Below are 13839 nucleotides of genomic sequence, written 5' to 3' on the forward strand. Positions count from 1 at the left end.
CGCTCTCTCTTCCCACAATGTCCGAAACCCCCTCCCACGAAGACGAGCTGGCCGGCACCGAGCAGCCGTTCGTCGCGCACCTCATGGAGCTGCGCGACCGCCTCATCAAGGCGGTCATCGCCATCGGCATCGCCGGCGCCATCCTCTTCTTCTACCCCGGGCCGGGCCACCTCTACGACCTGCTGGCCGCGCCGCTCGTGGCGCACCTGCCGGCCGGGGCGACGCTGATCGCCACCTCGGTGATCTCGCCCTTCATGGTGCCGCTCAAGATCCTGCTGATGTCGGCTTTCCTGCTGGCGCTGCCCGTGGTGCTCTACCAGGTGTGGGCCTTCGTGGCGCCGGGCCTCTACTCGCACGAGAAGAAGCTGGTGCTGCCGCTCGTCGTCTCCAGCACCGTGCTCTTCCTCTTCGGGGTGGCGTTCTGCTACTTCTTCGTCTTCGGCCAGGTGTTCAGCTTCATCCAGAGCTTCGCACCCAAAAGCATCACCGCCGCGCCGGACATCGAGGCCTACCTGAGCTTCGTGCTCACCATGTTCCTGGCCTTCGGCCTGTCGTTCGAGGTGCCCATCGTGGTCGTCGTGCTGGCGCGCATGGGCATCGTCGACGTCGCCAAGCTCAAGAGCTTCCGCGGGTATTTCATCGTCATCGCCTTCATCATCGCCGCCGTCGTCACCCCGCCGGACGTGGTGTCGCAGCTGGCGCTGGCCGTGCCGATGTGCCTGCTGTACGAGCTGGGCATCTGGGCCGCGCAGATCTTCATCCGGCATACGCAGGCGCCGGAGGATGCGAAAGAGCAGGAGACGTCGGCCTGAGGAGGGTATCCGCAGGGGGTGCCCGAGCCGGCGCGTGGACGGCTGGCCAGCGCCTCGGCGGAGAAACCGCCGTGTACCGGAAAAGCGGAGGCGTGCGGGAGACCATGGCCTGAACGCCTCCGGCGTCCGTGGTGATTCGGAAGAGGGGCACAACGCTTCGGCTGCTGGTGCACGGATTCCCGCGGGAGACGGATGCTGGGGGGACGCCATTCAACCCACGAGGATCCTCCATGATCAACGCGTCTCTCAGAACGACCGGCGGCCATGCCGCCCATACCTCTTCCACCCCCGCCTCCCCGCCCCAAGCCCCGCAAAAAGGCGCAGGCTCCGCCTCCGGCGTGGCTCATCCGGCATTGAAAGGGCTGCCGCCGACCCAGCACGGCGAGCGGGCGCCGCGGCAGGAGCTGGCCGGTACTCCTTCGTCCGAGCATGCCCGGCGTACCCAGGCTTTCAAGGCCCAGCGCCAGGCCCTCACCGCGCAGGCAGGCCCGTCCCATCACCGGCACCTGATCGCCCTTGACCAGCTCCAGGCACGCAACTTCGAGCCGGCACCCGGGGGGATGAAAATTCCCCTCCCGCCCCATGCACTTCCGGGTGGAGGCAAGCGGGTCCAGACGGTCGGCACGTCATCACGTGACGTTCACGTGGTTCCCGTGGGAGTCATCAATGAACTCAGAGAAGCCATCGCGGACAAGCAACTGATGATTCAGACGCTGGCCGGAGATCTGGCGCAGGCCGAGGAAGAAGGCAATCCCGTCGAAATAGCGCGGCATCAGCAACTTCTGACCCAGGCTCGAGAGGATCTGCGCAACTACATGCGGCAAGCCGCGGTCTACGGAGAAGAGCACCGCCGGATGAACCGTTGAGGCTCGGGTGCCCTGATCCGCCTGCCTGCCGGCGTTCAGCCCGCCCCTCCCTGGCCCGCTCCGGTGCCTACCCTCACCGCCGCTGCGCCCGCTGCTGCCGCGGACGCGTCCCCGGCACCACGTTCACCTCCAGCTGCGCATCCCCGCGCTGCAGCTGGAATGCCGTCGGCTCGCCGGGCTTGAGCGCCGCGACCGCGGTGAGCAGGGCGGAGACGTTCTCCGTGGGCTTGTCGCCCACGCGCACGATCACGTCGCCGGGGCGGATGCCGGCGCGGGCGGCGGGGCCGTCCTGCAGCACGCCGGTGATGATGACGCCCTCGGTGGCGCGCACGCCGAAGGTGGCGGCGAGTTCGGGCGAGAGTTCGTTGGGCTCCACGCCGATCCAGCCGCGGGTGACCTGGCCGTCCTTCACGATGCCGTCGAGCACCAGCTTGGCGGTCGAGACGGGGATGGCGAAGCCGATGCCCATGCTGCCGCCCGAGCGGGAGTAGATGGCGGTGTTGATGCCCATCAGGTTGCCGTTGATGTCCACCAGCGCGCCGCCGGAGTTGCCGGGGTTGATGGCGGCATCCGTCTGGATGAAGTTCTCGAAGGTGTTGATGCCCAATTGGCTGCGGCCCAGGGCGCTGACGATGCCGCTGGTCACCGTCTGGCCGACGCCGAAGGGGTTGCCGATGGCCAGCACCTGGTCGCCCACGGAGAGCTGGTCGGAGTTGCCCAGCACCATGGCGGGCAGCTTGTCGAGGTCGACCTTCAGGATGGCGAGATCGGTGTCCGGGTCGGTGCCGATCACGGTGGCCCGCGTGCGGCGGCTGTCGGCCAGGGTGACTTCGATCTCGTCCGCGCCTTCCACCACGTGGTTGTTGGTGAGGATGTAGCCGTCCGGGCTCACGATCACGCCGCTGCCCAGGCCCGTCTGCGCCTGCTGCTGCCCTTGGTCGCCGAAGAAGAACTGGAACCAGGGGTCGTTGCTGCGCGGGTTGCGCACGGCCTTGCTGGTGTTGATGCTCACGACGGCCGGCGCGGCCTTGCGCGCCGCGGCGCTGAAGCTGCCCGCCACCGGCTGGGAGGAGGGCGCGGGAGGCGCCTCGATCAGCGAGATGCCGGCGCTGCTGCGCGTGGCGCCGCGGCGGATCCAGTCCGGCTGCAGGGTGGCGACGACGAAATAGGCCGCGACGAACACGGTCACGGCCTGGGAGAACAGCAGCCAGAAGCGCTTCATGGTGGCGATGGGGATCGGAAAGGGTAGGGGGAGAACCCGCCCATTGTCGTCCCTTTGCGTGGCCGTGGCCGTGGGAAGAGATGCCGCACCTGGCCGCGGCCTCGGTCCGCGCACCGGGCGCGCAGCGAGGCCATTCGCGCAGGTGACCGGAGGCGGACGGGGAAAACCCTAAAATCGGGGCATGGCCGCCACCCGCGGCCTTTTGCTTTCGCGTCGGCGTCTCGTTGCGCCTTCCTTCCTTCGTTCCCTTTTCTTTTTCTTCTGCCCGCCGGCCCCGTGCCCGGCCGCCCGCACCCCATCCCCGCGGCCGGCCCTGCAGCCCGCGCCACCCCCCGCCACGCTCCCCCGCGGTCCGGCGGCCGCAAGAAAAAGCCCGGGCGCCGCCGCATGCGTGGCCGCGCCCGGGCCGCACCGTGCATTTCCGGACCCCGCCATGACTTCCTCTCCTTCCGCTGCCGCGAGCGCTGACGCCGCGCAGCACCACCGTCCCCTCACCCGCGGCGATTACAAGACCCTGGGCCTGTCCGCGCTGGGCGGCACGCTCGAGTTCTACGACTTCGTCATCTACGTCTTCTTCGCCACGGTGGTGAGCGGCCTGTTCTTCCCGGCCGACATGCCCGACTGGCTGCGGCAGCTGCAGACCTTCGGCATCTTCGCGGCCGGCTACCTGGCCCGGCCGATCGGCGGCATCGTGATCGCCCACTACGGCGACAAGCTCGGCCGCAAGCGCATGTTCAGCCTGTCGATCTTCCTGATGGCGGTGCCCACGCTGGTGATCGGCCTGCTGCCCACCTACGCGAGCATCGGCGTGGCCGCGCCCCTGCTGCTGCTGGCGATGCGCGTGCTGCAGGGCGCGGCGATCGGCGGCGAGATGCCCGGCGCCTGGGTGTTCGTGGCCGAGCACGTGCCGAAGAACCGCTACGGCCTGGGCGTGGGCACGCTGACGGCCGGCATCACGGGCGGCATCCTGCTGGGCTCGCTGGTGGCGATCGCCATCAACCGCAGCTACACGCCGGCCGAGGTGCAGGGCTTCGCCTGGCGCATCCCGTTCATCCTGGGTGGCGTGTTCGGGCTGGTGTCGGTGTACCTGCGCCGCTTTCTGCACGAGACGCCGGTGTTCCAGGAACTGGCCGCGCGCCGCGCCGTGGCGCGCGAGCTGCCGCTCAAGACGATCTTCCGCGACCACAAGGGCGCGATGCTGCTGGTGGCGCTGATGACCTGGGTGCTCTCCACCGCGGTGGTGGTGGTGGTGCTGATCACGCCGTCGTACCTGCAGAAGGTGTTCCACCTGCCCGCCACGCTGGCGCTGGAGGCGAACGCCGTGGCCACGCTCACGCTGACCATCGGCTGCGTGGTGATGGGCTGGGCCACCGACCGCTTCGGCACGCGCGCCGTGATGCTGGTGGGCTGGGGCGGCCTGTTCGTGACCTCGTACCTGTTCTACCTGGGCCTGCCCGGCACGCCGGAGACGCTGGTGCGCAACTACGCGCTGATCGGCTTCTTCGTGGGCTCGATCGCGCTGCTGCCGATCGTCGGCGTGCGCGCGTTCCCGCCGGAGGTGCGCTTCTCGGGGCTTTCGTTCTCCTACAACATGGCCTATGCGGTGTTCGGCGGCATCACGCCCATCCTGATCACCGTGTGGCTGCAGCGCGACCCGATGGCGCCGGCCCACTACGTGGCGGCCATGGGGGTGCTCGGCTTCGTGCTGGGCTTCGTGCCGCTGGCCTCGCGCGGATGGCAGCCGGCGCCTGCGCGGGCCTGATGGACGCCTGATTCCGCGGGGGGCCGGGGACGGGCGGGGGCAGGGCATCCGGGGATGCCCGCGCCGCTCAAGCCGTGGGCTGGGTGCCGCGCATCGCCTCGTCCCATTCCTTCTGGATCGACCGCTTGAAGTCGAGATAGGCCCAGTCCGAGTCGGGCCGGAAATGCTCGACGTGGTGTTTGTCGTCGTCGATGAAGTCGAAGAATTCGTAGTGCTGGCGGTCCTTGTTGGCGTACCGGTAGCACTGGATCGTGGCGCAGAAGTCGCCGCCCGGATACGGCGACGGGTTGCTGAGCCGGTGGATCTGGTAGTACTGGGGCGTGAGGAAGGTCACGTCGCCCGCATGCGCGGTCATGTGGCCCCAGGAGGTTTCATCGTCCGGGCTCAGGGTGCCGAACCACTCGATCCGGATCTGCCCGTGCAGTACCTTGATGATCGCATTGGCCTGCCCGTGGTCGTGGATCGGAGAACGGCTGCCCGCGGGCCAGATCTCCAGCACGTAGGGCTGGCCCGGCGAATCGCCCAGGTTGCCGTCCAGCGTGATGCGCAGGTAGCTGAAGTGGTCCGGGCCCTTCGACTTCTTCTGCAGTTGCTCGAAGCACATCTTGCCGGGCGTGACGATCGAGTACTGGATCGCCTGCGCGAATTCGGGAAAGTCCGGCGATGCGAGGCGGATGTTCGGCCCCGCCACGTTGGCGTAGAGCAGCTGGCATTCCTTGGGCAGGTTCTGCGCCACGCTGACGCTGTTGTTCGCGATGAGGTCGAGCGTGATGTCCTCCGGCCGGACGACGAGCGGGGCCGGATCGAGGTTGACGGGAATCGGCCGCAGCACGAGGTGCGGATGCTCGCCCGCTCCGCGCACTTCGACCCGGCCCAGCGTGGGGGCCAGCTCCCCGAGCCGCAGCGGATCGGACGTCTCCGGAAAGGCATATTCCAGCTGCATCAGGTGCAGCAGCATCTCGCCCTTGCCGAAGCGCAGGCGGCGGTTGTTGCTGTCCAGGCTCAGCCAGTACGACTGTTGGACGCCGGTCTGCAGCAGCGCCCTGGGGTCGGCGGTGCTTGCGAGGGGGTAGCGCTCGCCGTTCTTCTCGAGCCAGAGCACGGCACTTTTCGCATCGACCGTCAGGCCGACGGCGAGGGGCGCGCCGCCGTGTGCCCTGGCCGGCTGGAGCTGGAGGGTGAGCGAGCGCACGCCCGCGCCCTCGGGCAGGCGCACGGAGGCCGTACCCTGGCCGGTGATGCGAAAGTCGCCATGCGGCGCCTCCCTGGACACGAGGTGGAGCCGGATCGGCGAGACGGTGGCGGTGGTGGTGGTGGTGGTGGCTGGCTGTGCTGGGGGCATGGCGTGGCGGGGTGGTCAATGGATGGTGGAGCGGATCGGTGCGGATGCGGGACCGCCGGCCGCGCGCGCAGCCGGGCGTGGCCCGTGGGAGAGCGGTAGCTGTGTGTTCGGAATCCCTCCTGTCGCGGTGCCGTCGAGAAGCGGGCCCGCCGTTTTTCTGGTGTGTCGTTCCCACGCCGGGCGGCCGTGGACGGCGCCCCTCCCGAGCGCCCGCCCTGCCACAATGCCGTGCATGACGGACTCAGTTGTACCTTCTCCCACGGATGACTTCACCCCCGGGGTTTCCCGGCAGTCGCTGCTCGCCGCGTTCGACGAGCTGCTGCAGCCCGGCCGCTTCAAGGACTACGGGCCCAACGGCCTGCAGGTGGAGGGCAGGGACCGCATCCGCCGCATCGTGAGCGGCGTGACGGCGAGCCGCGCGCTGATCGACGCGGCGATCGAAGACGGAGCGGACGCGGTCTTCGTGCACCACGGCCTGTTCTGGCGCGGCCAGGATGGACGCGTGACGGGCTGGATGAAGCAGCGCCTGCAGCGGCTGCTGGCGCACGACATCAACCTCTTCGCCTACCACCTGCCGCTCGACGCGCACCCGGAACTCGGCAACAACGCCCAGCTGGGCCGCGTGCTGGGCTTCGCGCCCGCCGACGTGCGCTTCGGCGAGCAGGACCTGGGCTTCTGCGCGCCGGCCGACTTCGCCGACGCGGCCACGCTCGCGGCGCGGGTGCAGGCGGCGCTGGGCCGGCCGGTGACGCTGGTGGCGCCCGGCGAGTGCGAGGCCCGGCCGATCCGCCGCGTGGCCTGGTGCACGGGCGGCGCACAGGGCTTTTTCGAAGGCGCGATCGCCGCTGGGGCGGATGCCTTCATCACGGGCGAGATCTCCGAGCCGCAGGCGCACCTGGCGCGCGAGGCGGGTGTGGCCTTCATCGCCGCGGGGCACCACGCCACCGAGCGCTATGGCGCGCCGGCGGCGGCGGCGTACGTGGCGGCGGCACTGGGCATCGAGCACCGCTTCATCGAGATCGACAACCCGGCGTGAGGCGGGCTACAAAACTCTTCCGAACCACCACAGCGATAGCAGGCCCGCCAGCACCAGCAGCGCGGCGCCCGCCAGTGCGAACAGGGCGGCCACCTCGGTTTCCTTCTTCTCCACGGTGAGGCGCGAGCTGAGGGTTTCGTACACCTTCTTCAGATCGGCCGCCGTGGCCGCGTGGAAGTACTCGGCCTGGGTGCGCTGCGCCACGGCCTTGAGCGTATCTTCGTCGAGGCGCACGCGCATCGACCAGCCTTCGAAACCGATCGTCTCCCCGGCCACGGTGCCCACGCCCACGGTGTAGACGCGCACGCCGCGGTCGGCGGCCCATTGCGCGGCCTCCAGCGGGTCCACGCCGGTGGTGCGCTGGCCGTCGGTGAGCATGATGATGGCGGCCGAGGTGTAGGAGCCCGGCGCCACGGGGGCGGGGCGGTCCGCGCCCCGGCCGCCGCGGTGGGGCGGCTTGCCGACCTCGTCGATCGCCTGCGGCCGCACCATCGCCTGGCGCCCGCCGAGCGCGGAGACGTCGATGCCCGTGTCCGGGAACAGCGTGGCTAGCGACAGCAGGATGCCGTTGCCCGTGGCGGTGCCGCGCTGCAGCTGGAAGCTGTCGATCGCGCGGACGAGGTCTTCGTGGTTCTGCGTGGGCAGCTGTGCGAGCTGCGCGCTGCCCGCGAAGGCCACGATGCCCACGCGGACGTGGCGCGGCAGGTCGGCGATGAAGGCCTTGGCGGCGTTCTGGGCGGCGGTGAGGCGGTCGGGCTGCACGTCGGCGGCGCGCATGCTGCCGGATACGTCCATGGCGAGCATGATGGTCTGCTGCTGCGAGGGCAGGGCGAGCACGGCCAGCGGCCGCGCGGCCGCGACCAGCAAAGCAGCGAGGCCGAGCAGGAACAGCAGCGGCGGCACATGGCGCCGCCAGCGCGAGCGCGTGCCCTGGGCTTCGCGCGCCAGGGCCAGGGCGGGGAAGTGCAGCACGGCGGCCTTGCGGCGGCGCAGCAGCCACACGTAGAGCAGCACCAGCAGCGGCAGCGCGAGCAGCAGCCAGAGCAGGTCGGGCCAGAGAAACACCATGGGGGCTCCTTTCTGGTCGTGTCGTGTATTCGGGGGGAATGGGTACGGCGCCGCGCGGCCCTCAGGCGCGGGTGCCGGCCTGCGGCGCGGCGGCCATGCGCGGGGGCGGCACGAGCGGGGCACGCCGGCGGGCGCGCACGGGCTGGCCGCGCAGTTCCATGAAGCGCACCAGCGCGCCGAGCAGATCGTCGTCGGTGGCGAGTTCGAGCGTATCGGCACCGGCGCGCGCCAGGGCCGTGCGCAGGGCCGCCTCCCGGTCGGCGGCGAGGCGGGCGAAGCGCTGGCGGAAGGCCCTGTCGCGCGTGTCCACCGTGAGCCGTTCGCCGGTCTCGGGGTCGCGCAGATGCAGCAGGCCCACGTCGGGCAGTTCCAGCTCCAGCGGGTCGAGCAGCCGCACGGCCACCACGTCATGCCGTTGCGCGAGCCGTGCGAGGGGCTTCTCCCAGCCCGGGGCCGAGAGGAAGTCGGACACCACGAACACGGCCGAGCGGCGGCGCAGCGCGCCCGCGGCGGCGCCGAGCAGGCGGTGCAGTTCGGTGGTGCCGGGCAGCGCGCCCGATGCTCCGGCAGCGCGTGCCGCAGGCGCCAGCGCGTCGATCAGCCGCAGCACCTGGGTGCGGCCGGTGCGTGGCGGCAGCACGGTGGCGGCGCTGCTGCCGGCGGGAGTGGATGCACCGCCCAGCAGCAGGGCCCCCACGCGGTTGCCGTGGCGCGTGAGCAGCCGCGCCAGCACGGCGACGAAGCCGGCCAACTGGTCGCGCTTGGTGGCGCCGGGCGGCCCGAAATCCACCGAAGGGCTCAGGTCGAGCAAAAACCACGCATTCATCTCGCGGTCTTCGGAGAACACGCGCACGTGGGGCGTGCCGAGCCGCGCGGTGACGTTCCAGTCGATGTGGCGCACGTCATCGTGCGGCTGGTATTCGCGCAGGTCCGCCAGGTCCACGCCCGCGCCGCGCATCAGCGTGCGGTATTCGCCCTGCAGCAGGCCGTCGAGGCGGCGCACCACGGTCCATTCGAGCCGGCGCAGCAGCCGGTCCGCGGCGCCCGCGGCCCCGCCGGCCGCGGCGGCCCGCACCGCGGGCGCGGTGGCCTCAGGCCCGCTGCGCCGCGGCATGCAGCACCTCGTTCTGGGCATCGTGCGCGAGCGGGCGGGCCGGCGCGGGCAGCCGGGCCATGAGCTGGGCGATGAGCGCGTCGGCATCGAGCCCGTCCGACAGCGCCTCGTACGACAGCGTGAGGCGGTGGCGCAGCACGTCGGGCACAAGGTCGGCCATGTCCTCGGGCAGCACGTAGCCGCGCCCGCGCAGCAGCGCCAGCGCCCGCGCTCCCTCGGCGATGTGGATGGTGGCGCGGGGGCTGGCGCCACAGGCGATGCGCGGCGCGAGTTCGGGCAGGCCGTACTGCGCCGGCGCGCGCGTGGCCGCCACCAGGCGCACCGCGTACTGCAGCAGCGATGGATCGACGTACACGCGGCGGCACTCGGCCTGCAGCACCGCCAGCTGCTCCGTGGTGGCCACGGCGGCCACCTGCACCGGCTCGGCGAGCGCGCGCTGGGCGATGACGAATTCCTCTTCCTCGGTGGGGTAGCCGACGAGCACCTTCATCATGAAGCGGTCCACCTGCGCCTCGGGCAGCTGGTAGGTGCCCTCGGTCTCGACCGGGTTCTGCGTGGCCATGACGAGGAACGGGCGCGGCAGCGGATGGGTCTCGCCCGCGATCGTCACCTGCCGCTCCTGCATCACCTCCAGCAGCGCGCTCTGCACCTTGGCCGGCGCGCGGTTGATCTCGTCGGCCAGCAGCAGGTGGGTGAACACCGGCCCCATGGTGGTGGCGAACTCGCCCGTGCGCTGGTGGTACATGCGCGTGCCGATGAGATCCGCCGGCACCAGGTCGGGCGTGAACTGGATGCGCTTGAAGGTGCCGCTCACGGTGCCCGCGAGCGTCTTCACCGTGAGCGTCTTGGCCAGACCCGGCACGCCCTCCACCAGCAGGTGGCCCTGCGCCAGCATGGCGACCATCACGCGCTCCAGGAACCGGTCCTGGCCGACCACCACGCGCTTGACCTGGTAGAGGATCTGCTCCATCAGCGTGGCGGTGGCGGCGGCCGCCGGCGGCGGGGTGGTGTCCATGGGATCTCCTGGCGTGGGGCCTGCGTGCGGTATCAGAACGGCGGCATGCCGGCCGCCTGCGCCGCGTTCTCGATCGGCACGGCGAAGCCGATGCCGATGAAGGTGCGCGCGGGCGTGGGGTTGAGGATGGCGGTGACGATGCCGACCACCTCGCCGTCCATGGTGACGAGCGGCCCGCCCGAATTGCCGGGGTTGGCGGCCGCGTCGAACTGGATGAGGTTGCGCATCTCCTGCTTGCCCTGGGGCGAGTCGAATTCGCGCTGCAGGCCCGACACCACTCCGGCGGAAACGGAGGGCCCGATGCCGAACGGGAAGCCGATGGCGACCACGCCGTCGCCGGGCTTCAGGCCGTCGGTGGAGCGCAGCGGCGCGGCCTGCAGGTCGTCCGGCACGTGGTGCGCCTGCAGCACGGCGAGATCGTCCGCCGGGCGCGCACCCGTGAGGGAGGCGTCGCTCTCGGAGCCGTCGGCGAAGGTCACCTGGATGCGCGAGGCCCCGCGCACCACATGCAGGTTGGTGAGGATCACGCCCTTGTCCACGATCACGATGCCCGAGCCCACCCCGCGCTCCTCTTCCGGGCCCTGGTGCTTGCCTTTCTTGGTGCGGGCGAAGCCGGTGACGCGCACCACCGACGGCGCGACGGCCTCGGCGGCGCGCGCGGCGGCCGAGGGCAGGGGCTGGGTGGAGAGCGTGTGCAGGACGGCCGCGTCGATGTCCTGCTGCGTGAGGCGCTGCGGCACGGCCCGAGACTGCTGCCAGCCCCACCAGAGGCTGGCCGCCAGCGCTGCGGCGAGCAGCGCCGCAGCGGCCCTCCAGCGCAGGCCGCCGTGCGCCGCAGGGGCAGGCGCACGTTCAGAAGAAGCCGGGGAGGGGGACGGGGCAGCCGGTGCGCTGCTTTGTGCTGCCTCACCCCGGGATGCGTGCCGGCCCGGCGCTTGCGGGCCTGCGGCCTGCGCGTGGCCGGGCGCAGAAGCCCGTGCGGCCGCATCGTCCGCCGTGCGGGCTCGGGGGCTGGGGCTGTAGCGGGCGGGCCTGGGCATGCGGTCACCTCGGGGCAGGAGCGGCGTCGGACGCGGGTGCAAAGGGCGCGGATGCAGGCGTGGAGGCGGAAAGAGGCGCGGACCGGCGCGGCCACAGTGCCTCCGCACGGTAGCACGGAAAGCGCTCCGGTGCCTGTGACAGGCAGTATCCACGACGGCATGGCGGCCACCGCCTGGGGCATGATCGCGGCATGCCAGAACGCCATGCTTCTCCACCGCCCGGCAGCGGGCCCGCGGAGCGCGCCGCGGCGGCGCCCCCGCTGCCCGGCCCCGCCGCGGGACCGTGGATCGACACGCACTGCCATCTCGACGAATTCGAGGCCCACGCGGGCCGCGCCTACCAGGACCGCGTGCGGGCCGGTGCGGCGCGCGCCGGGGTCGCGCACTGCGTGGTGCCGGCCGTGGAGCTCGGCAACATGGACACCGTGCGCGCACTCGCGCACCGCCACGGCGACAGCTATGCGCTCGGCATCCATCCGCTCTTCACCGGGCGCGCGGGCGATGGCGACCTGGACGCGCTGGCCCGGGCGCTGGAGCAGCACGCGCAGGACCCGCGCCTGGTCGCCGTGGGCGAGATCGGACTCGACTTCTTCGTGGAGGACCTCGACCCGGAACGGCAGGCGCATTTCTTCCGCGAACAGCTGAAGCTCGCGCGGCGATGGAAGCTGCCGGTGATCCTGCACACGCGGCGCTCGGTGGACAAGGTGCTCAAGGGCCTGCGCGACGTGGGCGCGGAGGGCGGCATCGCGCACGCATTCAACGGCAGCCTGCAGCAGGCGAGGGCGTTCATCGACCTCGGCTTCAAGCTCGGCTTCGGCGGCGCCGTGACCTTCGACCGCGCGCTGCAGTTGCGCCGCCTGGCGGCCGAGCTGCCGCTGGAATCCATCGTGCTGGAAACCGACGCGCCGGACATCCCGCCGCACTGGCTCTACGTGACGGCCGCGGAGCGCGAGGCCGGCGCGGCCCCGGCGCGCAACACCCCGGGAGAGTTGCCGCGCATCGCGCAGGTGGTGGCGCAACTGCGCGGCATCCCGGCCGAAGCGCTGGGCCGGGCCGTACGCCACAATTCGCTGGCCGCGCTGCCGCGCCTGGCGGGGCTGGTACCCGGCGTGCCGGCGCAGGGCTGACGTCGCCCCGGGGCACCGGCCTCGCCTGGGCACGCCGCGCGAACGGCTACGATAGTCCATCGCCCCCGTACCGCATGCCGACCCGCCCGAACGCTTCTCCCTCCCTGCCTGCCGACGGCCCGGCGCCCATCGCGCCCGCACGCCTGGTGGGCCTCGCGCCGGTCGTGTCCGAGCGCACCGTGGTGCTGGTGCTCGGCAGCTTTCCCGGCGTGGCCTCGCTGCGCGCGGGCCAGTACTACGGCCATCCGCAGAACCATTTCTGGCCGATCCTGCAGGCGCTCTGGCCGCGGCATCCTCTGCCCGGGCGGGACCGTTATGCGGAGCGCTGCGCCTGGCTGCTGGACCGCGGCCTGGGGCTCTGGGACGTGTACGCCGCCTGCGAGCGCGAAGGCAGCCTCGACACCAGCATCCGCAACGCGGCGGTGAACGATTTCGCGGCGCTGCGCTCGCGCTGCCCGCGGCTGGCAGCCATCGCCCACAATGGCGGCGAAAGCTTCAAGCACGCGCGCGCCGTGCGCACCGCGCTTGCGCTGCCCGCCGGGCTGCAGGACGGCCCGGTGCCCTCGCTGCGCCTGCCCTCCACCAGCCCCGCGAACGCGTCGTGGAGCTTCGAGCGCAAGCGCGCCGCCTGGGCCGCGGCCTTCGCCCCCTTTGGATTGATGGACTGAATGACCACCCGCAAGAAAGCCGCAGCCGCCGAGCTGCCCGAAGTCAGTGTTTCCGACGATGGCGACGTGCGCCACCTGCACCTGGGCACGCCCTGGATCCAGGGCTCCATGCGCATCGACGAGCCCTTCGAGATCGAGCTGGAGTACGTGCAGCGCATGATGGCGTGGCTGCTCTTCGTGGAGCCCGCGGGCGTGGCCAAGCGGCATGCGATGCAGCTGGGCCTGGGAGCGGGCGCGATCACCAAGTTCTGCCACAAGAAGCTGCGCATGTGCTGCACGGCGATGGAGCTGAACCCGCAGGTGCATGCCGTGTGCCGCGCCTGGTTCAAGCTGCCGCCCGACGGCCCCAAGCTGCGCGTGGTGCTGGCCGATGCGGCGCAGGAGATCCGCAAGCCTGAATGGCACGGCACGGTGGATGCGCTGGCCGTCGATCTCTACGACCACGAAGCGGCGGCGCCGGTGCTCGACAGCGCCGAATTCTATGCCGATTGCCGCGCGCTGCTCACCGAAGACGGTGCGATGACGGTGAACCTGTTCGGCCGGTCGTCGAGCTACGAACGCAGCCTGGCGCGCATGGCCGAGGCCTTCGGCGCCGACGCGCTCTGGGCCTTCAAGCCCACGCGCGAAGGCAACACCGTGGTGCTGGCCCAGCGCACGCCGACGCGCCCGCGCCGGGCCGACCTGCTCGCCCGTGCCGAGGCCGTACAGGCCCGCTGGGATCTGCCCGCGGCGAAGTGGCCGCGCGTCTTCAAGCCCGTGGAGTGAAC

The 13839-nt window shown here is 71.4% G+C and carries 13 protein-coding genes; 7 read left to right on the forward strand and 6 right to left on the reverse strand.

The window, feature by feature from the left end:
* Positions 1-17: 17 nt before the first annotated feature.
* Together tatC and Q9R47_RS15460 are read left to right on the forward strand one after the other, a co-directional pair.
* Entirely contained in the window at positions 18-812 is a 795-nt protein-coding gene (tatC, locus tag Q9R47_RS15455; RefSeq protein ID WP_311234088.1) for a twin-arginine translocase subunit TatC, read from the forward strand.
* A gap of 230 nt (positions 813-1042) precedes the next feature.
* Complete coding sequence (locus Q9R47_RS15460) at positions 1043-1678, forward strand: hypothetical protein (RefSeq protein ID WP_311234089.1); 636 nt, start codon at positions 1043-1045, stop codon at positions 1676-1678.
* A gap of 73 nt (positions 1679-1751) precedes the next feature.
* Here Q9R47_RS15460 and Q9R47_RS15465 read toward each other — a convergent pair whose 3' ends face one another.
* Complete coding sequence (locus Q9R47_RS15465) at positions 1752-2900, reverse strand: trypsin-like peptidase domain-containing protein (protein ID WP_311234090.1); 1149 nt, start codon at positions 2898-2900, stop codon at positions 1752-1754.
* A gap of 433 nt (positions 2901-3333) precedes the next feature.
* Between Q9R47_RS15465 and Q9R47_RS15470 the strand changes: the two genes are divergently transcribed.
* Positions 3334-4662, forward strand: coding sequence for an MFS transporter (locus tag Q9R47_RS15470; RefSeq protein WP_311234091.1), 1329 nt, complete (start codon positions 3334-3336; stop codon positions 4660-4662).
* A gap of 67 nt (positions 4663-4729) precedes the next feature.
* Here the strand turns inward: Q9R47_RS15470 and Q9R47_RS15475 are convergent, their stop codons facing one another.
* Entirely contained in the window at positions 4730-6004 is a 1275-nt protein-coding gene (locus Q9R47_RS15475; RefSeq protein ID WP_311234092.1) for a cysteine dioxygenase family protein, read from the reverse strand.
* Positions 6005-6236: 232 nt separating this feature from the next.
* On the opposite strand from Q9R47_RS15475, the gene Q9R47_RS15480 reads away from it, so the two are divergent.
* Entirely contained in the window at positions 6237-7040 is an 804-nt protein-coding gene (locus Q9R47_RS15480) for a Nif3-like dinuclear metal center hexameric protein (protein WP_311234093.1), read from the forward strand.
* Between the two features lie 6 nt (positions 7041-7046).
* Here Q9R47_RS15480 and Q9R47_RS15485 read toward each other — a convergent pair whose 3' ends face one another.
* The 4 genes from Q9R47_RS15485 to Q9R47_RS15500 all read right to left on the reverse strand — a co-directional run bounded on the left by Q9R47_RS15485 (position 7047) and on the right by Q9R47_RS15500 (position 11277).
* Positions 7047-8108 carry a VWA domain-containing protein gene (locus Q9R47_RS15485; RefSeq protein ID WP_311234094.1) on the reverse strand — a complete coding sequence of 354 codons (1062 nt, stop codon included), beginning with the start codon at positions 8106-8108 and terminating at the stop codon, positions 7047-7049.
* Positions 8109-8169: 61 nt separating this feature from the next.
* Positions 8170-9222: a DUF58 domain-containing protein gene (locus tag Q9R47_RS15490; RefSeq protein WP_311234095.1), complete on the reverse strand. Its 1053-nt coding sequence runs from the start codon at positions 9220-9222 to the stop codon at positions 8170-8172.
* Positions 9200-10237, reverse strand: coding sequence for a MoxR family ATPase (locus Q9R47_RS15495; RefSeq protein WP_311234096.1), 1038 nt, complete (start codon positions 10235-10237; stop codon positions 9200-9202). Before Q9R47_RS15495 ends, Q9R47_RS15490 begins: the two co-directional genes overlap by 23 nt.
* 32 nt (positions 10238-10269) lie before the next feature.
* Positions 10270-11277: a trypsin-like peptidase domain-containing protein gene (locus Q9R47_RS15500; RefSeq protein WP_311234097.1), complete on the reverse strand. Its 1008-nt coding sequence runs from the start codon at positions 11275-11277 to the stop codon at positions 10270-10272.
* 191 nt (positions 11278-11468) lie between these two features.
* On the opposite strand from Q9R47_RS15500, the gene Q9R47_RS15505 reads away from it, so the two are divergent.
* From Q9R47_RS15505 to Q9R47_RS15515, 3 genes are all read left to right on the forward strand, one after another.
* Positions 11469-12404 carry a TatD family hydrolase gene (locus Q9R47_RS15505; RefSeq protein ID WP_311234098.1) on the forward strand — a complete coding sequence of 312 codons (936 nt, stop codon included), beginning with the start codon at positions 11469-11471 and terminating at the stop codon, positions 12402-12404.
* A 74-nt stretch (positions 12405-12478) separates the two neighbouring features.
* Positions 12479-13072 carry a DNA-deoxyinosine glycosylase gene (locus Q9R47_RS15510; RefSeq protein WP_311234099.1) on the forward strand — a complete coding sequence of 198 codons (594 nt, stop codon included), beginning with the start codon at positions 12479-12481 and terminating at the stop codon, positions 13070-13072.
* The gene (locus tag Q9R47_RS15515; protein WP_311234100.1) at positions 13073-13837 is read left to right on the forward strand and encodes a spermidine synthase; all 765 of its coding nucleotides are present in this window, start codon (positions 13073-13075) and stop codon (positions 13835-13837) included.
* Positions 13838-13839 lie beyond the last annotated feature (2 nt).

It is taken from the genome of Acidovorax sp. PRC11 (assembly GCF_031844105.1).
Classification (GTDB): Bacteria; Pseudomonadota; Gammaproteobacteria; order Burkholderiales; family Burkholderiaceae_C; genus Paracidovorax.

Coding starts and splice junctions, on each gene's coding strand:
- tatC (WP_311234088.1), top strand. CDS start 18: ATGTCCGAAACCCCCTCCCACGAAGACGAGCTGGCCGGCACCGAGCAG.
- Q9R47_RS15460 (WP_311234089.1), top strand. CDS start 1,043: ATGATCAACGCGTCTCTCAGAACGACCGGCGGCCATGCCGCCCATACC.
- Q9R47_RS15465 (WP_311234090.1), bottom strand. CDS start 2,900: ATGAAGCGCTTCTGGCTGCTGTTCTCCCAGGCCGTGACCGTGTTCGTC.
- Q9R47_RS15470 (WP_311234091.1), top strand. CDS start 3,334: ATGACTTCCTCTCCTTCCGCTGCCGCGAGCGCTGACGCCGCGCAGCAC.
- Q9R47_RS15475 (WP_311234092.1), bottom strand. CDS start 6,004: ATGCCCCCAGCACAGCCAGCCACCACCACCACCACCACCGCCACCGTC.
- Q9R47_RS15480 (WP_311234093.1), top strand. CDS start 6,237: ATGACGGACTCAGTTGTACCTTCTCCCACGGATGACTTCACCCCCGGG.
- Q9R47_RS15485 (WP_311234094.1), bottom strand. CDS start 8,108: ATGGTGTTTCTCTGGCCCGACCTGCTCTGGCTGCTGCTCGCGCTGCCG.
- Q9R47_RS15490 (WP_311234095.1), bottom strand. CDS start 9,222: ATGCCGCGGCGCAGCGGGCCTGAGGCCACCGCGCCCGCGGTGCGGGCC.
- Q9R47_RS15495 (WP_311234096.1), bottom strand. CDS start 10,237: ATGGACACCACCCCGCCGCCGGCGGCCGCCGCCACCGCCACGCTGATG.
- Q9R47_RS15500 (WP_311234097.1), bottom strand. CDS start 11,277: ATGCCCAGGCCCGCCCGCTACAGCCCCAGCCCCCGAGCCCGCACGGCG.
- Q9R47_RS15505 (WP_311234098.1), top strand. CDS start 11,469: ATGCCAGAACGCCATGCTTCTCCACCGCCCGGCAGCGGGCCCGCGGAG.
- Q9R47_RS15510 (WP_311234099.1), top strand. CDS start 12,479: ATGCCGACCCGCCCGAACGCTTCTCCCTCCCTGCCTGCCGACGGCCCG.
- Q9R47_RS15515 (WP_311234100.1), top strand. CDS start 13,073: ATGACCACCCGCAAGAAAGCCGCAGCCGCCGAGCTGCCCGAAGTCAGT.